The organism is Paenibacillus sp. GSMTC-2017 (genome assembly GCF_016019935.1).
Classification (GTDB): domain Bacteria; phylum Bacillota; class Bacilli; order Paenibacillales; family Paenibacillaceae; genus Pristimantibacillus.
In genome coordinates this window covers 892968-913202 of the sequence record NZ_JAECMT010000002.1, presented here as the reverse complement: position 1 = coordinate 913202, position 20235 = coordinate 892968, and the positions used below count along the sequence as shown (strand labels likewise).

Annotated in this window: 21 protein-coding genes and 2 pseudogenes; 15 read left to right on the top strand and 8 right to left on the bottom strand. The window is 39.0% G+C overall.

The genetic code is table 11. The annotated features are described in order from the left end of the window. Positions 1–92: 92 nt before the first annotated feature. Positions 93–686, top strand: coding sequence for a YdeI/OmpD-associated family protein (locus I6N90_RS11610; RefSeq protein WP_197935651.1), 594 nt, complete (start codon positions 93–95; stop codon positions 684–686). Positions 687–904: 218 nt separating this feature from the next. On the opposite strand, the gene I6N90_RS25455 is transcribed toward I6N90_RS11610, so the two are convergent. Next, a complete protein-coding gene (locus I6N90_RS25455) occupies positions 905–1063 on the bottom strand; it encodes an ATP-binding protein (RefSeq protein WP_442950954.1) in 159 nt (52 codons plus the stop codon). A gap of 13 nt (positions 1064–1076) precedes the next feature. Here I6N90_RS25455 and I6N90_RS11600 point away from each other — a divergent pair. Further along, positions 1077–1190: pseudogene (locus I6N90_RS11600) on the top strand (IS3 family transposase); the annotation flags it as partial. 68 nt (positions 1191–1258) lie between these two features. On the opposite strand, the gene I6N90_RS11595 reads toward I6N90_RS11600, so the two are convergent. From I6N90_RS11595 to I6N90_RS11580, 4 genes are all read right to left on the bottom strand, one after another. Continuing rightward, the gene (locus tag I6N90_RS11595) at positions 1259–1624 is read right to left on the bottom strand and encodes a GntR family transcriptional regulator (RefSeq protein ID WP_197935650.1); all 366 of its coding nucleotides are present in this window, start codon (positions 1622–1624) and stop codon (positions 1259–1261) included. After that, positions 1624–2277 carry an ABC-2 transporter permease gene (locus I6N90_RS11590; protein ID WP_197935649.1) on the bottom strand — a complete coding sequence of 218 codons (654 nt, stop codon included), beginning with the start codon at positions 2275–2277 and terminating at the stop codon, positions 1624–1626. Before I6N90_RS11590 ends, I6N90_RS11595 begins: the two co-directional genes overlap by 1 nt. After that, complete coding sequence (locus tag I6N90_RS11585) at positions 2270–3124, bottom strand: ABC transporter ATP-binding protein (protein WP_197935648.1); 855 nt, start codon at positions 3122–3124, stop codon at positions 2270–2272. The genes I6N90_RS11590 and I6N90_RS11585 overlap by 8 nt, the downstream gene beginning before the upstream one ends. 248 nt (positions 3125–3372) lie before the next feature. Beyond that, positions 3373–4575 (bottom strand): MFS transporter, encoded by a 1203-nt coding sequence (locus I6N90_RS11580; protein WP_197935647.1) that lies wholly within the window; start codon positions 4573–4575, stop codon positions 3373–3375. Positions 4576–4768: 193 nt separating this feature from the next. Here I6N90_RS11580 and I6N90_RS11575 point away from each other — a divergent pair, with 193 nt between their 5' ends. From I6N90_RS11575 to I6N90_RS11530, 11 genes and pseudogenes are all read left to right on the top strand, one after another. Continuing rightward, complete coding sequence (locus tag I6N90_RS11575) at positions 4769–7447, top strand: LuxR C-terminal-related transcriptional regulator (protein WP_197935646.1); 2679 nt, start codon at positions 4769–4771, stop codon at positions 7445–7447. Between the two features lie 39 nt (positions 7448–7486). Beyond that, a pseudogene (locus tag I6N90_RS11570) lies at positions 7487–7561 on the top strand (DUF4180 domain-containing protein); the annotation flags it as partial. A gap of 250 nt (positions 7562–7811) precedes the next feature. Beyond that, positions 7812–8351, top strand: a complete 540-nt coding sequence (locus tag I6N90_RS24735) for an MFS transporter (RefSeq protein ID WP_232242872.1) — start codon at positions 7812–7814, stop codon at positions 8349–8351. 543 nt (positions 8352–8894) lie between these two features. Then, positions 8895–9059 carry a hypothetical protein gene (locus tag I6N90_RS25255; RefSeq protein ID WP_332262441.1) on the top strand — a complete coding sequence of 55 codons (165 nt, stop codon included), beginning with the start codon at positions 8895–8897 and terminating at the stop codon, positions 9057–9059. After that, complete coding sequence (locus I6N90_RS11560; protein WP_332262440.1) at positions 9056–9811, top strand: NADP-dependent oxidoreductase; 756 nt, start codon at positions 9056–9058, stop codon at positions 9809–9811. Before I6N90_RS25255 ends, I6N90_RS11560 begins: the two co-directional genes overlap by 4 nt. 15 nt (positions 9812–9826) lie before the next feature. Next, positions 9827–10255 (top strand): SgcJ/EcaC family oxidoreductase, encoded by a 429-nt coding sequence (locus tag I6N90_RS11555; protein WP_197935645.1) that lies wholly within the window; start codon positions 9827–9829, stop codon positions 10253–10255. 93 nt (positions 10256–10348) lie between these two features. Beyond that, on the top strand, positions 10349–12007 hold the full coding sequence (locus tag I6N90_RS11550; protein ID WP_332262439.1) for an AraC family transcriptional regulator: 1659 nt from the start codon (positions 10349–10351) through the stop codon (positions 12005–12007). A 133-nt stretch (positions 12008–12140) separates the two neighbouring features. Further along, positions 12141–13103, top strand: coding sequence for an iron-hydroxamate ABC transporter substrate-binding protein (locus tag I6N90_RS11545; protein WP_197935644.1), 963 nt, complete (start codon positions 12141–12143; stop codon positions 13101–13103). Between the two features lie 174 nt (positions 13104–13277). Then, a complete protein-coding gene (locus tag I6N90_RS11540; RefSeq protein WP_197935643.1) occupies positions 13278–14216 on the top strand; it encodes an AraC family transcriptional regulator in 939 nt (312 codons plus the stop codon). Between the two features lie 12 nt (positions 14217–14228). Then, positions 14229–14603: a VOC family protein gene (locus I6N90_RS11535; protein ID WP_197935642.1), complete on the top strand. Its 375-nt coding sequence runs from the start codon at positions 14229–14231 to the stop codon at positions 14601–14603. 42 nt (positions 14604–14645) lie between these two features. Continuing rightward, the gene (locus tag I6N90_RS11530) at positions 14646–15137 is read left to right on the top strand and encodes a DinB family protein (protein WP_197935641.1); all 492 of its coding nucleotides are present in this window, start codon (positions 14646–14648) and stop codon (positions 15135–15137) included. 124 nt (positions 15138–15261) lie between these two features. On the opposite strand, the gene I6N90_RS11525 is transcribed toward I6N90_RS11530, so the two are convergent. Both I6N90_RS11525 and I6N90_RS11520 read right to left on the bottom strand, forming a co-directional pair. After that, positions 15262–16725: an MFS transporter gene (locus I6N90_RS11525; protein WP_197935640.1), complete on the bottom strand. Its 1464-nt coding sequence runs from the start codon at positions 16723–16725 to the stop codon at positions 15262–15264. A gap of 117 nt (positions 16726–16842) precedes the next feature. Next, complete coding sequence (locus I6N90_RS11520; RefSeq protein ID WP_197935639.1) at positions 16843–17442, bottom strand: TetR/AcrR family transcriptional regulator; 600 nt, start codon at positions 17440–17442, stop codon at positions 16843–16845. An 87-nt stretch (positions 17443–17529) separates the two neighbouring features. On the opposite strand from I6N90_RS11520, the gene I6N90_RS11515 reads away from it, so the two are divergent. Then, on the top strand, positions 17530–18009 hold the full coding sequence (locus I6N90_RS11515) for a PH domain-containing protein (RefSeq protein WP_232242871.1): 480 nt from the start codon (positions 17530–17532) through the stop codon (positions 18007–18009). After that, positions 17999–19438 carry a PH domain-containing protein gene (locus I6N90_RS11510; RefSeq protein WP_197935638.1) on the top strand — a complete coding sequence of 480 codons (1440 nt, stop codon included), beginning with the start codon at positions 17999–18001 and terminating at the stop codon, positions 19436–19438. The genes I6N90_RS11515 and I6N90_RS11510 overlap by 11 nt, the downstream gene beginning before the upstream one ends. On the opposite strand, the gene I6N90_RS11505 is transcribed toward I6N90_RS11510, so the two are convergent. Next, positions 19435–20235, bottom strand: a complete 801-nt coding sequence (locus I6N90_RS11505) for a class I SAM-dependent methyltransferase (RefSeq protein ID WP_197935637.1) — start codon at positions 20233–20235, stop codon at positions 19435–19437. The genes I6N90_RS11510 and I6N90_RS11505 overlap by 4 nt on opposite strands.

Here is a 20235-nt window from a genome sequence, read left to right as displayed (position 1 = left end):
TTATTATGTAACATGCAGACAAGTATACAAAAACCTTGTAAATTGTATAATGATATTAATAGGTCGAAATTAGTCGAAGAAGGTGCTCTGTGATGACAACTAATATAATGAATCCGAAGGTGGATCAATTTTTAATTAAGGCAAAAAAATGGAGAGAAGAATACGAGAAGTTAAGAAATATCGTTCTCGACTGTAATTTGACTGAAGAGTTTAAGTGGATGCATCCGTGCTACATGTTTGACAATAAAAACATCGTATTAATTCATGGATTTAAAGATTATTGCGCACTTCTATTTCACAAAGGAGCATTGTTAAAAGATGCCCAAGGAATTCTCATCCAACAAACCGAAAATGTACAAGCAGCGCGTCAGATTAGGTTCACTAACATTCAAGAAATAATCGAGATGGAACCAATTATAAAAGCATATATTTATGAAGCTGTTGAAGTTGAAAAAGCCGGTTTGGAAGTGAATTACAAAAAGAATACAGAATACACAATCCCTGAAGAACTTCAAAAACAATTCGATGATATTCCTGCTTTGAAAACTTCCTTTGAAGCATTGACGCCTGGACGACAAAGAGCATATCTTTTATTTTTTTCAGATCCCAAACAATCCAAAACTCGTGCGTCGAGGGTTGAAAAGTATAAGCAGCACATTTTGGAAGGCAAAGGTTTAAATGATTAATAGATCTGAATCAATACAAGGATTGAGCTTCTAGCATCCCATCATAATTAATTTGTTCGCGATTCTCTCCAAGTATCTATTAATATTATGGCAACTCCTATGGACAAGAAGGAATCAGCGATAACACTAATGAGCCCTCCGTGGTCCTCCACGATCTTCTTGCATATGGCGAGTCCGAGTACTGTGCCACCATATTCTCTGGAACGGGATTTCTCACTTCAGTAGAAGTGGTCGAACAGATAGGGGAGATCTTCAGGGGGCATTCCCGAGCCACTGTCCCTAATGGTAATCCGTATGGCATCGCCCTCTGCTCCCATATTTGCTACGATAGTGATTTCACTGCTTGGACCTGCATATTTTTTCGCATTGCCTATCATATTTTCGAATTAATTTAGAGCGGAATTAGATCAATATATCACTTACTACAATTACAAGAGGATTAAAACAAAACTAAAGGGCATGAGTCCGGTACAGTACCGGACTCATGCCCTAGAAGTCGCTTAATAATATAGTGTCTAACTTTTGGGGGTCACATCAATCAAGGACGTGGTTTTTTTCATATCTTTATTTTTTCAATAGACTTCCTTCAAAAGCTCAAAAGTTTCTTCTAAAGTAATACCAAAAGATTTGTAATACGAAGTATCAATAACCATCTGTTTCAAAATCATTTCATTGCGTTTTTGAAGCATATCATCGGGGGAGAGTTCGGCAACAAAACATCCTTTGCCGGTTACAGTATAAATTAATCCAAGTCGTTCGAGTTCTTCCCATGCTTTTTTTACGGTAATGATACTGACACGAAGCTCAGTGGCTGCTTGTCGTATTGGTGGCAAACTGTACCCATTCCCAAGTTCGCCCTTTAGAATTTGTGCACAGATTTGTTCAAAAAGCTGCTGATAAATAGGTTTATCAGATGAGTTCGATATAGCTATATTCATTACATTTCCACTTTCTCAAAGCGTTTGATGGCAATATGATAAGCGATAATCGTAAATATCGCAAATAATATAATGCCCGTTATCAAGATAGACAGTTGAGTTGCGAACTGCTCAGTACCAGTACCTTTGAAGAGATCAGACACAAATTCATTCTCCAATCCGAGCCATTCTGCACCTAATGCAAACAGAACAGCAGCCGTCATAGATACAATCGATGCTGCGCCGTATTTATACGCTGTTTTATAATACATGGATATAAAGATAAAGTTGAAGATTGCAAGCATGATGAAACATAACCCCCAAAAGCCTAAAGTTGGTTTGAAGAAAATATAGTTCAGATTCGGATATAAACGAACAGTAATCATGCTATAGATCATCCCAATAACAAGATGCATTAATTCCAGTATTACGATAACGGACACCTTTGCTTTTACAATGTCATTTTTTATTACAGGCATCATGCTAGTAAATATTAAATCGTTCTGAGTTTTATACCCTGCAAACATATTCGGTATCGTAATAAAACAAAAGTAAAGAGGGACAAGGAAATATAACCATCCGGGAATAAGCATTAAAGCGCCTGTCAAAAAGGGCATAACATAAAAGAAGGGGCTTACGCCTAGCTTTAATTCTTTCATTAGTAAGTTATACATACTGATCCTCCTTCTTCGAAAAATAGATCATAATCTCCTCAAGATTAGGCAGAGTTGATCTAATATCCCAAGAGGGATCAAAATCTCTCGTATGGATTAAGCCTGTAAAGCCGAAAGAGTTCTTTTTGTAAGCAATTAATCGGTCTTTAATGGCATTCAATTGATCTTCTTTTCCATTCAACAACCGATAGGTATCAATAAATTGTTCCTTCTCAGCGCTGTTAATAATTTGTCCGTTATCGATGTAAGTAATATAATCGGCGCATTTTTCTAAGTCGGATGTAATATGAGTTGAAAACAGGATGCTGATTTCGCCATATTCCACTAATTCCTGGAAAATATCCAATAAATCGTCTCTTGCAACCGGATCAAGTCCGCTAGTTGGTTCATCAAGAATAAGAAGTTTTGCACCATGCGATAAAGCAATCGCCAAGCTGTACTTTACTTTCATTCCAGTTGATAATTCGGATATCTTTTTACCTTCATTTAAATTAAATCTTTTCAAATAATTGTAGTAGATTTCATCATTCCAATTATGATAGAACGTTTTGATTACGTTAGTTAACGTTTTGATTTTGCTTCGAGTATAGAAATTGATATCTCCGAATGCGAAGCCAATTTCTTGTTTTAATTGGAGTTCATGATTGGCCATCTCCTTGCCCAAAATACTGATCTTGCCGCTATCCATCCGAGTTAAATTCAAAATGGATTTTATTGTTGTTGTTTTTCCTGCGCCGTTGGCACCGATAAAGCCCATGATATAGCCCTTTTCCAATTGGAAAGATACATCTTTTAAATCAAAATGTTCGTATTTTTTGTTTACATTTTTAATCTCTAAGGCAAGCATACAACCAACCTCCTGAATAATTGTGTCTGTTGTGTATGCACAATATATCACTGTGCCAATTATTGTGTCAATCATTTTTATTTATACCATATATTATTAAGAAATATTTACCGAAAGGAACCGTATCAAACGAATACGGCTTTGATAGTTGGAGAACCTCTGACAAGATGTATTAGAATTGAAGAGAACCCCATGTCTTAATCAAGACATGGGGTTCTCTTTTGTTAGTATACAGTTTGTTTCACTTATTATTTTGCTAATCCACCAACAGTTTGTTTTTCTTTCCACATCACCGTAATAATTAGACCAACAAACATAATGACAGCAGCAAATAGGTACGGATAGTTGATGTTTACATCAAATAATATACCGCCAAGCGCTGGGCCAGCTATAGTACCGAGGCTAGTATACGTTGAGTTCATGCCGGCAATAAATCCTTGTTCTTGTTCAGCAGTTTTTGACAAGTAGCTCGTTAAAGCTGGTCGCAATAAATCAAATGCGAGGAAGATGAAGCTAGTGACGATTAAGACGGCTACAAAGCCAGAGATTATCGTTGATAGTACTGCAAATACTACACCAGCAATTAAGCATAGTTGGATAAGCAACTTTTCACCCATTTTTTCTACCATTTTACCGAACATAAAGACTTGAACGACAACTCCAAATATCGAGCTTACTGTAATGAGAATTGCTATATCTCGTGGAGTGAATCCAAATTTATGATCAGAAAACAGACTAAATACTGTTTCATAAGCTGATAAACCAAATGCGAGTACAAAAACAAGAATAAAGGCAATAATGTAAAGTGGTTGTAGTGAACGTTTAAGATCACTTATAAAGCTGGTATCCTTTTTGAGCTTAGCGATTTCCGAAAGCTGTGCTTTGGATAATGGCTCTTTCAAAATAATTAATGAAGAAATACATGTTATTAATGCGAAGCCTCCAGCAAAATAGAAGGGAGCACGAATACCTAGCTCAGCAATAAATCCTCCAATACCAGGGCCGATAATAAACCCGAGACTAATAGCAGCAGATATATAACCCATCGCTTTAGGTCTTTCCTCAACTGTTGTAATATCCGCGATATAGGCAGTTACGCCAGGCATTATGAATGCACCAGCAATACCACCAAGAATTCTAGATAAAAAGAGTACAGACACATCTGTACCTAAACCAAAAATCACTTCAGATATACTGAATAGCAACAGGCCGATTACGATCATTTTTTTTCTGCCATAAGTATCAATCCAACGTCCTGCTATAGGAGACATTAGAAGCTGTGCGAACGAAAATGCTGCAAATAAATATCCCATTGTTTGGCCAGATAATTGCATTTCTTTCATAAAAGATGGCATAACAGGAACGATAAGTCCGACTCCTAGAAAAACAATAAATATATTACTTAGAAGAATGAGCAAAACTGTTTTTTGTTGTTTCAATGGTTTAATCATGAAGCATACCTCTCTCTGTCTAATCAAAGCTGTGAAATACGTTGCGAAATTAACGAACGGTCGTCAGTTATTTTATCAAATATCATTTTTTTATGCAATGTTAATTGCTCTCAGTGGTTAGAAAAAGTAGGAATGTCTACTTGAAGGTAATAATAACATTGACGGAGAAGAGTTGTAATTTTATACTTAATCCATGTCCATACCAATATTATCCACAAAGTTATATATTCCTCAGTCACGACCAGTAGTAGTCAATCGTCATCGTCTGTTTGAAAAGCTAAATGAGGTTCAGCATCGTAAGCTGACTCTTATATCTGCCTCTGCTGGTTTTGGTAAAACGACGTTGATTAGTGAATGGATTACTAGTAGCAAGCGACGGACCGCCTGGCTTTCGCTGGACGAAGGAGATAACGATGCTACACGTTTTCTAATTCACCTCATTTCTGCATTGCAGACTATTGAGGCGAATATTGGAGAAGGTGTGTTTGTTGCGCTCCAATCTTCTCAGTCATTACCAATCGAGCCGATTTTGACGACTCTAATCAATGAAATAACAGTAATCTCGGATAATTTTGTCCTCGTATTAGATGATTTTCACATTATTAAAGACAAAGCGATTATCGATGCTATTGCCTTTTTACTCGAACATTTACCGACACAGATGCATATCGTCATATCTACTCGTGAAGACCCGAATTTACCACTAGCTCGGTTACGAGTTAGAGACCAATTAACAGAGCTACGAGTAAATGACTTAACATTCACCCACTCAGAAGTTACTGAATTTTTAAATAAGGTAATGCGCCTGAACCTCTCATTAAAAGACATTTCTCTTCTTGAAACCCGAACGGAAGGTTGGATTGCCGGACTGCAATTAGCCGCGATTTCTATGCATGGACATCAAGACAAAAGTAGCTTTATCAAATGTTTCACAGGTAGCCATCATTTCGTATTAGATTATTTGATTGAGGAAGTTTTGCAACAACAGTCGGACAGTGTTCAAAACTTTTTACTGCAAACATCAATCTTAGGTCGTCTAAGTGGTCCTCTTTGTGATGCTGTTTTGGGAGAGGGAGATATTGAGTCACATCTTAAAACCTCTATATCTAGTCAAGAAACGTTACAATATTTAGAACATGCAAATCTATTTATCGTCCCCTTGGACAATGAGCGACGTTGGTACCGATATCACCATCTCTTTGCTGATTTGCTGCGGCAACGACTACATCAAAGGATTATCTCGCCAACAGAAGATGAGAAGTATGATATAGCTGAATTACATATACGTGCAAGCAAATGGTATGAAGATCATGGGCTGGACATTGAAGCATTTCATCATGCAGTAGCGGCCAATGATATTGAGCTTGCCACAAGATTAATTGATGGGAAGGGTATGCCTTTGCATTTCCGTGGCGGGGCAACCCATGTACTTAGATGGTTAGAGTCACAGCCAACGACAGTATTAGATGCTAGACCTTCATTGTGGGTCATTTTTGCTTCAACGATATTGATGGTTGGACAATTGACAGGTGTTGAACAGAAGCTTCAATCTGCTGAAGTAGCTCTTCAAAACACTGAACTAGACGATAAGACAAGGGATGTTATCGGACATATTGCGGCTATACGAGCAACACTTGCTGTTAGTCAGCATAAGGTTGAATTCATTGTTGCAGAGTCGCTCCGTGCTTTAGAATATTTGCACCCAGATAACCTACCTGTCCGAACTGCAACTACGTGGACGCTTGGGTATGCTTATCAGCTCCAAGGTGATCGTGCTGCGGCGAATAAAGCTTATACTGAAGCTATTTCAAAGAGCCAAGCGATTAGGCATCATGTTATTCAGATAATGGCAACTATAGGTTTAGGCAACTTACAGGAAGCAGATAATCAACTTTATACGGCAACTGACACATATCGAAATGTCCTGAAAATGGTTGGTGATCCACCACTACCTATTGTCTGTGAAGCACATCTTGGATTGGCGAGGATATGTTATGAATGGAACGACTTAGAAATGGCTGAGCACCATTTGAAGCAAAGCACTGAGCTAGCAAAGCAGTTAGTAAACACGGACAGGGTCATTGTTTGTGAAGTATTCCATGCTAAGCTGAAACTAGCGCAAGGTGATGTAAATGATTCAGCTGCAATTATTTTTAAGGCAAATCAACTTCTGCATCAACATAACTTTGTGAATGCAATGTCTGACGTAGCGGACATTCATATTCGTATATTGCTTCATAAGGGTAATTACATTGCCGCCTCAGATCTGGCAAAGTCGAATGAACTGCCCCTTAGTCATGCTAGAGCACTCATCGCCCTTGAAGACATATCGACAGCTCTCGCGACACTGGAATTAACACGCCAGCAGGTAGAATTAAAGGGTTGGGTAGATGAACGGCTTAAAGTTATTGTTTTACAGTCGGTTGCTCGATATATGAATGGAGATATCGACCTAGCCATACAACTGCTTTGTGAAGCGTTAGCGTTAGGTCAAATTGGTGGTTTCATTCGAATTTTTGTTGATGAAGGTAGACTCATGTCTCAACTTTTATCTGAAGTAGCTGTTCGAGGAATTATGTCGGACTATATAAGTAAGATACTAATTGCATTTGGAGCTGGAGAGAACTCGAGCATATTCAAATCAATACGAGGGTCAGCTTTACCTAATCAAAAATTGATCGAACCATTAAGTGAACGTGAGTTAAAAATACTTCAACTTATTGCACTAGGACTTTCAAATGATGAGATTAGTAAACGGCTTTTTCTAGCATTGAGTACGGTTAAAGGGCATAATCGGAATATTTTTGATAAACTACAAGTTCAAAGGCGCACTGAAGCAGTAGCACGTGCCCGTGAGTTAGGTTTGTTGTAGTTCATGATCGGTTTTATCATGTAATAATAATTTGAGTGAGTAAGTGAAAGCTTTTTTGATCTGCAAACACGACTTGCAGGTGAAATTGTTCAGAAGTTTATTAATTATCGTGTGTTCCCGCTTAAAAACAGGCACCATTCTGCACAAATTAATTGTGCGTTAGGTGCCTGTTTTTTTATGTCCATATACTCCAGTATATACTCAATATATTTGTAAATATATTTCAGTTAATTTGGCATTCCGTATACACTATGTATGTAAGCAACACAACTGCTTCCCACTGTTGAAGCAAGGAATGAATAAGTAATCTCATAACTATACAGCTAAAGCACGATAAGTGAGTAAAGTAGGTGAAGTCTTCATAATGGAAAACGCAACTGAGGAGCAAGGAGCAGAGAAATTAATCATAGTCCTTGCGGGGACCCTTGTCATTTCTGTAATGAGTGCAACGATGTTTACTATCGCATTACCTGAAATTAGAGCGGAATTTAATCTCTCCTTCTCACAGGTAAGTTGGATCACAACATCATATTTACTTACTTTCGCGATTGGAACGATGATTTATGGAAAACTTGCGGATAGGTATAGTCTCAAAAGTTTGCTCACATTCGGATTGCTGTTTTTTGCTTTAGGCTCCTTAATTGGACTGTTCGCTTGGGACTATTCCATCGTTTTGCTCGGTCGAGTCATACAGGCGGTAGGCGCAGGGGTAATTCCAGCACTTGCGGGAATTATACCCGTTCGTTACTACCCGCCGGAAAGAAGAGGACGTGCGCTTGGAATTGCGATGACCGGAGGAGCTATCGGAAGTGCAATAGGACCGGCCGTTGCAGCTTTGATCATAAGCGTGGCTGATTGGCGATGGTCGTATTGTTTTTATTACCCTACTATCGTAAATATGTGAAGGATCAAAGAGGAAATACAGAAACTGTTGATTGGCTGGGAGGAGGACTACTTACAGGAACAGTTGCACTTCTCCTTTTGTCGATAACGAATCAAGATTGGTTGTTAGCTTTAGGTTGTTTGGTCTTGTTCCTGCTATTCGTATGGAGAATATGTCAAACAGCGAGTCCTTTCATAATACCCGAACTATTTAGAAATAGAAAATATTCTATTGGGCTGGTACTTGCATTCCTTGCAACCGGTATCGGATATTCAATCCCTTTTCTTACGCCAGATTTGCTAACCCAAGTAAATCATCTTCCCTCGGGTTTGATCGGCTTGGTGTTGGTATGGGATTGCTCGGAATGCTTAATTTTATTTCGGGGGCTGTTTTCGCAAGCATTTATAGCAAAGTAGTTGATCGAGGCGCAAGCTTGAATTGGAATCCGGCTAATGTTTATAAGGAAGCAATCGTATACAGCAATATATTTATGATTCTTGCCATTATCATTTTTTGCATGCTTTTACTTTGTTATTTTCATTTTGGTAAAAGGAGAGTGACTTTATGAAAGCTGTGACTTTTTCTTCATTTGGTCCACCAGAAGTACTAGCATTGTCGGAAGTAGAAGAGCCGAATGCGGGTTATGGTGAAGTTCGAATTCGTGTACAAGCAGCAGGAGTGTTGCCATATGATTGTATGGTAAGAAGGGGGCGGGGTCACCGCTTTTGAATATCTCGTTCCCAGAGATTCTGGGGAACGAATTTTCCGGAATAATCGATCAAGTCGGTGAAGGTGTTGCCGGTTTCTCCGTTGGCAACAACGTTTTAGGATTTACAACCCTTAAGTGTTATGCCGAATATGTTGTCGTGAGCAGCAATCAAATTGTAATTAAACCTGATCATATGTCTTGGGAAGTAGCCGGAGGATTTTCTGGAAATGGTCAGGGTGCACATCTTGATTTGTCCGCACTTAACATTCATAAGGGTGACACTGTACTCATCCATGGGGCTGCAGGCGGACTAGGCACATTTTCGGTACAACTAGCAAAAATATGGGGAGCAACTACAGTGATCGGTACAGCTAGTGATGGCAATCACGATTATCTCAGATCAATTGGTGTAATTTCAGTCCGTTACGGGGAAGGTCTCGTAGAGCGGGTACGTGCTATTGCTCCTAATGGTGTTGATGCCGCATTGGATACCGCTGGTCCTGATGCTTTGTTAGCTTCAATTGAGCTCGTTAGTAATAAGGATCGTATACGAACGATGGTTTCCGATGAACTAGCTAACGAATTGGGGGTTCCTCCGATCAGTGGGATGCGGACTGCAACAAGACTAGCAGAACTAGTAGATCTTTATTCTCAAGGAAAGCTGCATATTCATATTAGAAAAACGATATCACTTGAACAAGTTGCAAACGCTCATGCCGAAGTGGAGAGTGGACACGGCCGTGGCAAAATTGTTATTACAATGAACAAATAAAAGGAGGAATACGTTATGTCTAATAAAAGCAATAATGATCATTCAATTGAAGAGCAGGAAAGAGATCGTATTAGAGGAGTCATTACCGAAATGGAGTCAGCATTTAATCGTCATGATGCAGAAGCATTAGATCTTCATTTTACCCAAAATGCCACTTGGGTCAATGTCTTTGGCGAGAGATTGACAGGTTGGAATCAAATTAATGAAGCACATAAATTTGTTTTAGAGGGACCATTAAAGGATTCATACGCTAGTTATAAGATTGAAAGTATCGTTTTTGCACATTCTGATGTAGCTATTGCTCATATACGGCAATTCCCGACTACAGCTGAAGGGGAAAAGATTGATGGTGGTCAGGGAAGCATTGCTATTTACGTATTAGTGAAAGAGGAAGAGGTATGGCGACTTATCGCAGGCCAGAATACATTTGTCAAAACCGTTTAATTACACATATATACCAGAAAGTCTCCATCCTTATGGAGGCTTTTTGGTCGTATAATAGAATGATAGTAGTACAAATGTTATGGAGGTTTGGCAGTGAAAAAAGATGTTAACTCGGAGTGGGCGGAGTCCCATTTTCCATTATATATGGCTGACAGTATTCATTCGATTTATTGTACCTCGAACCTTCCGGTATATAAAGTGAACGAGAGTTTAACTGTACTTATTGCGGTTGCGGGTGGCAAAGGTATTTTGACAACGGAAGATAAGGTGTACGAACTTATCGAAGGAAGCGCCATCCTTCTACCAGCACATTGCGAAGCTACATTAGTAGCTAATCTACAACATCCGCTTCATTTTTACAAACTTGTCATTAATACTCGTGAGTATTCGGGGAAGGTTACTGAAGGGTCTATGATTCGGAAAAGTGAAGCAGTTTCCAATACAACTGTTCACTTTATTCCGTACCAACCTAAGATTGTTGCAGGTGTAGTAGAACTATACCTTCATCGTTTACCAGAAAGAGAAACGAGACATGTTCATAATCAAATTGTGTTTCATCAAATCATTCTCCATTTGCTCGATGAGCAGGAAACAAAATATACTGCGAGCGAACAGCCCTCAATGGAACGCAGCATTACTTATTTGGAGAACAACTATAGCGACAAAATAACACGTGATGGACTAGCTGAAATCGCAGGTGTAACAGGGTCTCATTATTCGATTCTCTTTAAACAGACTACCGGATACCCGCTCAGTGAATATTTATCGAAGCTTCGTGTGAATCGTGCAAAGGAACTATTGATTAGTGGATCGGGTACGCTTAGAGAGATTGCACTTAAAGTTGGTTACAAGGATGAATTTTACCTCAGTCGTCGTTTCAAACAGGGGACGGGAGTAGCGCCTTCAAGCTATGCTCGTGGACTTTTTCAGAAAGTAGCTGTATTTCTTTCGCCTTATGCTAGTCATTTGTTGTTGCTTGGGCTGGAGCCGACCGTTATTATCTCAGACAGCAGCGAATATGTGAATACGACAGAAATCCAATCACCACAATCGATTAATTTTATAAACACTACAAGTTCTGTAGATCAGGTGAAATCGATTTTGATTGAAAATAATATTGAGCTACTTTTTGCTGCAAGCAAACATTTGAACGAGTATGGTTTACATGCGGAACATTTGCGAGTAGCTGCTCCAATTGTAGATATTCCTTGGATGGAACTAGGTTGGAAAGAACATTTGTTTCATATGGCACATGTTATACAAAAGAGAGAGCAAGCAGAGAAATGGCTAGCTGACTTTGAAAAAGAAGAGCAGGCTGCCCGATACCTTGTTCAACAAACTAGTGTTGCTAATGAAATATTAACGATATTTGTTATTAAGCCAGAGGAGTTGCTCATATATGGTGTGCGAAATGTTGGTTATGTTATGTTTCAATCGCTTGGACTTCAGCCTCACGATAGAATTAAACAACTGATCGAGAAACATGGTGATCAATTTCATTCTATTCCAATCGAAATGTCCGAGCTAGCTGATTATGCTGGGGATCGGTTATTAGTTATTGTCTTTCCAGATGTAAAAGGATCAACGGCACATTCGGACCCAATATTTAAATCGACCTATTGGCTTAATCTTCCTGCCGTTCAGTTAAATAGTGTACATCAACTTGAAGTGGATGATTGGATCCCATATAATCCAATATCTATTCGATTGCAGCTTCAAAGAGCTGTAGATTTATTTACAGGCATTCAATAGTCCAAGTCATTTTTCGAACAAAAAGGCATGGCTCGACTGTGTATTGAACCCTATAATTGTGATATGCAAATGAAAATGATAATTATTTTCACTGCAAACATAAGGTACATGAAAAAAGGGAGAGAGTCATCATATGAGAAAACTTTTTGTTCCGTTCGTTTTGATGTTAGTTGTTATTCTGAGTGCTTGCGGAGGCAACCAAACGAACAAAACTAACAATGTAAGCAGCCTGTCTGCTAAACCATCCAGTGAAGCAACATCTACTACAACACCGGAATCTGCTACCTTTATATATCAATCCGAAAATGGTCCTGTGGAAGTACCGAGCGATCCACAACGTGTAGTTGTTATTACACGTTTCTTGACAGGTAATGTTATGGCGTTAGGTGTGCCGCTTGTAGGCGTGGATGAAATGTCCAAAAGCAATCCAAATTTTGCGGATAAGTTAGCAAATGTAGAGGCAGTAACGGATGAAAGTTTGGAGAAAATTATTGAGCTAAAACCAGATCTTATTATTGGTTTATCCAGCATCAAAAACATTGACAAGCTGAAAGAAATTGCACCTACTGTGACTTATACGTATGGCAAAGTTGATTTTTTCACGCAGCAGCTTGAAGTTGGTAAGTTGCTAAACAAAGAAAAAGAAGCTCAAGAGTGGGTCAAAGACTTTGATGCTCGCAGCAAAAAGATTGGACAAGAAATTAAAGCGAAAATTGGTGAAAACGCAACAGTTTCGGTTATCGAAACATTCAATAAACAACTGTATGTTTATGGTGACAATTTTGGGCGCGGTACCGAAATTCTTTATCAGCAATTTGGGCTAAGTATGCCTGAGAAAGTAAAAGAAGCTACAAAGGTAGATGGGTTCTTCGCGGTATCGACGGAAGTTTTATCGGATTACATTGGGGACTACGTTATTATAAGTAAAGATGCGAATGAAGATAATTCGTTCCAGCAAACGGAGACGTACAAAGCTATTCCGGCGATCAAAAATCAACATGCATTTGAAGCAAATGCTAAAGCATTCTACTTTAACGATCCACTGAGCATGGAATACCAATTAGACTTTTTTGAAAAAAGCTTTCTTGGTCAATAATGTAAACTTGCGTTTTTACTAATATTCTAGTGAAGCATCACAACCAATAAGGTTGTGGTGCTTTTTGGTCTTTTCGAAACTTTTAAACCATAAAAAGGAAGTTATGTTATTTTGTCGAATGATAGTAGAGTTTCTTTTTTCAACGTGTGAAAATTAATGGTTCGGTGGTGAACGATGAGAACTAAAAATAATAATCTGATACGAGAGCATATAAACATCATCAATCGGGTCATCGATTATATTGATCAAAATGTAGACGGCGAATTGTCACTTGAAAGAGTAGCGACGGTGGTTGCTGTCTCTCCCTCCTATTTGCATCGTATGTTTACCAAAGTAACAGGAGATAAATTGCATTCATATATTTTAAGGACTAGGCTGCAAAAGGCTGTTCATTATTTAGTTTTTTTTCCACTCTTAACGATTACTGAAATAGCATACGAATGTAGTTTTTCTTCTTTGTCAGATTTTTCAAGAGTATTTAAAAAGGTAACAGGGAGTAATCCAGAATCGTTTCGAACTCACTATCCCATTATTAATCGCAAGATTTGTCAAATAGAAGACAAGGAATGGGAAAGCTATTTTGTTCAAAATCTTTATAATAAAGATCAATCCGATCGAAAAGCGACTCATCAGCTAAGAGTATCTATTCGGGAGTTTCCTAATAAAAATATATATTACATAAGGCATTTTGGGAAACGGAATTATGCCAAGCTTGAATCGGATGTTCAAGACAGCTTTATGACACTAAGTAATATGACAACACGGAATGGATTATGGAGTAGTGGAACGTACTTACTGGGTATCCCCAAATTTTCTTTGTTCACTCTACCATTTCTCGATTTCGGATATGACGCATGTATTACCACGCCGAGGAAGGTTGAAGTAGCTGAGGAAATCGGTATGCGAAATTTACAAGGTGGAAGATACGCTGTACTTCGGTTTGAGGAAGCAGAACAATTAATGGAGTCGTTTGTACATTGTTTATTACATTGTTGGCTGCCTAATAGTGGTTACACATACGATTATCGACCTGCCATGTTTATCAGTTATAACGATCCATCTAGTCATCCCGAACGAAAATGGATTGTAGACATATGTTTGCCTATTAAATAGAGGGGGAATTTTATGCTAAGAGCCAAAATGAAAGAGTATCGACCGATACTCATTTCTAGAGATCGTGAGAAAGCATTTGACTATTATAAGAAATTGGGTTTCGAATGTAATCATTATACTGGTTTTATGGATCGGGATGACCTTAAGCTTACATTGCATCAATTGGAAGATGAGACAAAGTTGATAGTGCCGAATCATACAATAGACGGATGGTCGTGGGACATTTACGTATTTGTTGATGATGCCGATGCGCTCTATCGTGAGTACGTTGAGTGTGGTGCTATTATTCATTATGCACCAAAAGACCCGATTGAATATCGAATGAGAGAATTCGCAATTCGAGATTTGGACGGTTATATTCTCGCTTTTGCTTCATCCAGAATGTAGTGACCTAATTTTAAATAGTTCAAGTTAAGGAGGGATAACCAAATGAATGACCAAACTTGCATTGAAACATACAAAAGTGATTGGCAATATTATTCTTTAGAGAAATTAAGGTATAAATCTGGCCCAGAGGTGTGGTCTCTCGGTCAGATGTATGATCACTTAATCCTAACTGCGCTCGATTATTTTGAACAAGTGGAAACATGTGCGTCTGCAACTGTGGAGCAACCTCTCGGGAAGACGGAAGCTGGTGAGTTTATTTTCAAAACAGGTGGATTTCCACCGATTAAAATTAAGTTGCCGGAAGGACCTGAAAACAGCCCAAGCAATTTAGAAAGTATAGAAGACCTAACGGGTGGGCTCGATCAAGTATTGCAGAAGATCGGTGAGTTGGAAACATCAGTTAATCAAATTAATCCAAACTTTAAAGTCAAACATGATGGTTTTGGCTGGCTGAACGGTCAAGAGTGGTTCGCACTTGTTGGTATGCATTTCCGTCACCACTTGCGTCAAAAAAGTGAGCTTGAGCAACAATAAAGAGAACCTCACCTAGCTAAGATAGAAAGTATAGTGTTGCCTGATACTGTGTATAATTAAAAGCGCTAAACACAGGGATTTCCTAGTGTTTAGCGCTTTTATGTTTGTAACTATGCACAGCATGTTACGACTGTTTAAGTCCACGTACTTTCTGCTTGTTAAAGGTGACGAATGCAGCACATAGCAACAAGAAAACGCCTGTACATACAAATTCTTGGACGATGGTAAAAGGCAGTAGACCTAATACAAATGAACCAGCAACAACACCTAAAGAGAAGAAGGCATAGAAGTAACCGTAAGCTTTCCCGCGCATTCCTTCGGGTGTGGATTTAATGAGCATTGTATTTATGGAAGGGAACAAGAAGGCAAAGCCTACCCCATATAGAGCTAACACACAATAAAGGGCTAGTGTTGTGGTAGATTGACTAATAAGCAATTGGCTTAATCCCATTAATACAATTCCGACTGCCATCGTATTAGCTGGTGCAAAACGATCAAATAATCGGTTAGTCGGAAGAACAAAGATTAGAATAGCAACGATACCAAAAGTGCTCATTAATGTACCACTAATTCTTGAATCAAATCCAAGCGCCTGAATATGCAAGGGCAACAAATAAGCAATGACACCTTGAGAAAACATTAGAATAAAGGCACCCAAATATGCTTTAAGAACCCCTGCATTAAAAAGTGATCCTAAAGGTCGAACGGTAGCATTATCCTGTTCTTTCTTTGTAGGCTTGTACCTGCCAAGAAAAATCGCCGATAGGAGGGCAAGTAATAAACCTAATATGGCCACATAAGTAAAAACAGATGGTACAGAAGTTCTGCTTGCCATAATACCGCTGAATGCTGGGCCAATAATGGCAGCTAATCCAACAAAGGTACCGATGAATGCTACTTTTTGACCTTGTTGGTTGTTTACAGTAGTATTCGCAGAGAACGTAAAGGCAGCAGGAACAATTAAACCAGCAACAAAGCCATGTAAAATTCTAACGATTATTAAGATAAAGGCTGAATCAACGAAATGATAAAGTAGCAAAGCACCGCTCGTTAATAACAATCCGACCATTAATATTTTGAAAGGGCCGACCTTATCTGTCATTATGCCGGATAAAATATTACCTATTGTATTGGATAATGAATATAGTCCAATAACAAATCCTGCAATAAATGAGCTTGCACCGACGGACGTAGCGAATGTACTCATGACTGGCAATTGAGCAAATAAATCTAAGAAAGAAAAGAAAACGATACTATACACGAGTAGAGCATAGTTGAATGGTCTCAATTGATAGTTGGTCTGAGCTTTTTTAAGCTTACGATCCAAAAAGAAATTACCGAATGGTATAAAAGCTACACACATTGCAGCAACGGGCCAAAGCAGGCTCCATTTAACTCGCATTGCTGCATATAGAATAGCTAAAGTATAAAGGATGAAAATCCCACCATGAATACTACCAACAATCGAAACAGCCTTTTCAAACCCCCATATATATTTCAAGGGCATCGCGATACCAAGTAAAACTAATAAAGAAATACCATCTAATAATCCTGTAATACGCAACATGTTAATTGGATGTGACCGCACTTGTTATGCTCCTAGTTAGTATTATGAATGTACTTTCCTATTGTAACATTTTATTGGTCTAAAATTAGAGTGGAATGGGTCAAAGCGATGACAATCACAGAAGACCATTCCACTCCATTAGCGTTCACACAAATCTTGTAAATGACGAGTTAGAATGGATGAAATTCTCTCTTCGGAAGCTTCATCTGGATGCATAAAACAATGTATAGCTAATCCGTCCACTAACGCATAAAGACTCTGAGCCTCATAATGAACATCGATCTCTTGTTTTGCTAGCTTCATATGAATGAGAGCATCGATGACCAGCTTAACTAATAGAAACGTTTCTTCATATATTCTAGCGTTCAAAGGCTTTAATGCAGGTGTACTCACCGCCTTGGCGTTAAACCAAAGCCAAACCTCCATTTCGGGTTTAGTTTCTTCGTGTATGGGCAAAAGCTGCATCATTAAATGTGTAAGTTGCTCAAATGTTGGTGTCGTTGTAGAGGCAATCATAGCTTGAACACGCGCTCCAACTCTGTTGCTTACAAGTTCCATGAGATAGATATAAAGATCCGCTTGACTCGGGAAATAGTGACGCATTGAACCCATCGATAATCCGGCTTCCTTTGCGATATTTCGTACACTTGCGGATTCCACACCGTCCCTGGTTACAATTGTCCAAGCAACTTCAGCAATCATCTCTCTTTGGGTTTCATGGTTTACGATTTTTGGCATGTCATCAGTATAACATACTTGATCTATTTAGCACACCGTGCTATATTCGGAAAGTAGTGAAATTTTGGAAGAGGAGTTGTTTCAATTTTGCGTAAAAGGCTCGATGGGAAAATAGACAAAAATGCACTTATTGTTTGGAGACTGACTGCCGCAATTATTATTTCTCCATCCATTCTTATTTTAGCTGCACTATTGTTATTATCTTTACTAGTTAACTGGCCGATCTGGATATTTGCAGCTACGTTAATGTTGACGTTACTTGCTGTTCTTATTTTAGTCGTATTAGTTCCAAAGCTTCGGTATATTCGCTGGTCGTACGCAATTAAAGAACAAGGTATAGAACTACATCATGGCATTTGGCTGTGGAAAAAAACATTAATTCCAATGGTGCGCGTTCAACATGTGGAAATGAAACAAGGTCCGTTGCTTCGTCGTTATGGACTCGCGTCCATTACCATTTCGACCGCAGCAGGAAGCCACACAATTCCGGCACTTGTAGAAGGCACGGCTGACCACGTTCAAAGAGAAATATCGGCCTATGCGGAGGTTTCGAAAGATGACCTCTAATTCCCACATCAACGATTCTAAGAAACGTTTGCACCTTGTTTCATTGTTCTATTTTATGATTAGGACGATAAAAGAAGGGTACCATGCTTTACCGCTCATACCGGTATTCATTTTTTTGATTTCGTTATTATTTGGAGATAAGGTAGATTGGTTTACCGTCTCCGTGTTGGTAGTTAGTTTCGTGTTTGTGTTAATTGGCGTAATAGGATGGCTACGCTGGTATCATTTTAAATACACGTTGGAAAACGGTAGATTGTATATAGAGCAAGGCGTTTTTTTTCGAAAAAAGACGTGGATTGCTAAGGAGCGGGTACAATCAATCGATACGACCGTACGAATGTATCATCGACCGTTTCGTGTAGTAAATCTTACAATAAGTACTGCTGGAGCGGATGAACTTATTGCGGAGCTTGATGCAATTAGCAAAACCGAAGCGGAGAGAATTCGTGAAGCACTGTGGTTATCTCCTTTAGAAAGAAAAGAAGCTCGCGAGAAAGACATACAAAACCGCATTTCGCTCTCGTTTAGCGACCTCTTGAATTATAGTGTGACCTCCGCGCGATTAGGCCTTGTTTTAGCAATTTTCGGCGCGATAATTGCCCGCTTTGATGATTTCAGAGCTGTGTTAGATATTTGGAAATATATTATGAACGTTTTCGGTTCGCTTTGGTTTATAACATTTCCGCTTTTAGTGATGGGACTTGCATGGGGCATTGCAATTATTTTAACCGTTATGATAGATTACAATTTTAGTTTGGAACGGGTCGAAGATAAACTCATCATCAAGCGAGGGTTGCTGGATAAAAAATCCGTAACGGTTCCTCTGCATCGTATTCAGGCGGTGAAGGTGGTGGGGAATATGTTTCGTAGACCGTTTGGTTTGGTGAGCATCAATCTTGTCATAGCGGGGAAAACGGAAAATGAAAGAGGATCAATCATCCTTTACCCATTGCTAAAGATATCCAAACTGGATGGCTTTTTGAAAAGTTTTGTCCCAGGGTTCGAATTGCCTGTGCAATGGGAAGGACGACCGGATTCATCAGCTAGAAAACACTTTATGCTGTTACCAATCGGTTTAAGTTTAATACTAGTAGTTCCCGGAATTATTTGGATTCCATATGATTATGGCTGGTTTACGTTGTTGCTACCACTACTGATAGCGCTATGGGGTGAGCTACGTTATAGACAATCGGCTTGGTCGGTACAAGATGGTCACCTTGCTATTCGTTATGGTGGGTTATCGCTGCGACGGGTCATAATTCCTAAAAAGCGGATGCAGTGGCACCGTATATCTCAAACTGCTATGCAAGAGTGGAGAGAGCATGCTACTTTAAAAATAGCAGTTGCTGCAGGACGTGAACCAGCTGTGTTTGCTATTAGGCATGCTCCTCAGTCTAAAGTAAACGAAATCTCGGATTTACTGGGCTAAGCTTTTTTCCCAATCAGAGTGAAGCACATAGGAAGCTTCGCTTCTTTTTCCAAATGCGGAAAAATACACGAAATATCGTGAGCGTGTTCTTCAAACTTGGTAATATGGATGCCGCTTTGAGCGACAGCATTGATTATGGAAGCAAGTGTGTGGCTGAAGCTGTAATTCGTTTGAGACTCATAAGTTGTGTTGCCGACATAGTCAATGCCGCTATTGGAGATCCATGGGTCGCTTTTATAATAGGAATGAGCAATTTTCATCGGGTCTTCATATTCAGGTTCATCCTCTAAAGCCAGCATGTTTAGCATAGGATGCATTTCATAAATAACAAGTCGTCCATCCTTTTTCAATAGAGTAGAGGCAATACTGAAAAATTTGTGCAAATCGGGTAACCAAGTGAGCGCACCGATGGATATGTATAACAGGTCATATTGGCTTACATGAGCACTATCAATTTCATAAACATCAGTTCGGATGAATGTGCAAGGCAATCCAGAAATTTCAGCAAGCTCTTTTGCTTCTTCGATACAATGATCTGAAATATCGAAACCAGTACCGCATCGTGCACCAAGGTTCACTAAAGAAAGTACTTCCCTTCCGTTGTTGCAGCATAGCTGTGCTACGTTTTTACCTTCTAATCCTATCTTTAAAAATGTTTGGGTGATGTGATCATCGAGTGTGTTGAATTTTTCAGTGCGAAAAGCCTCTTTGAAATTGATCGGATTATGTTTTTGGTGAATAGGATTAACTTCATTCCAAGCATTACGGTTTGATTCGGTATAGGTTTTGATATTCAT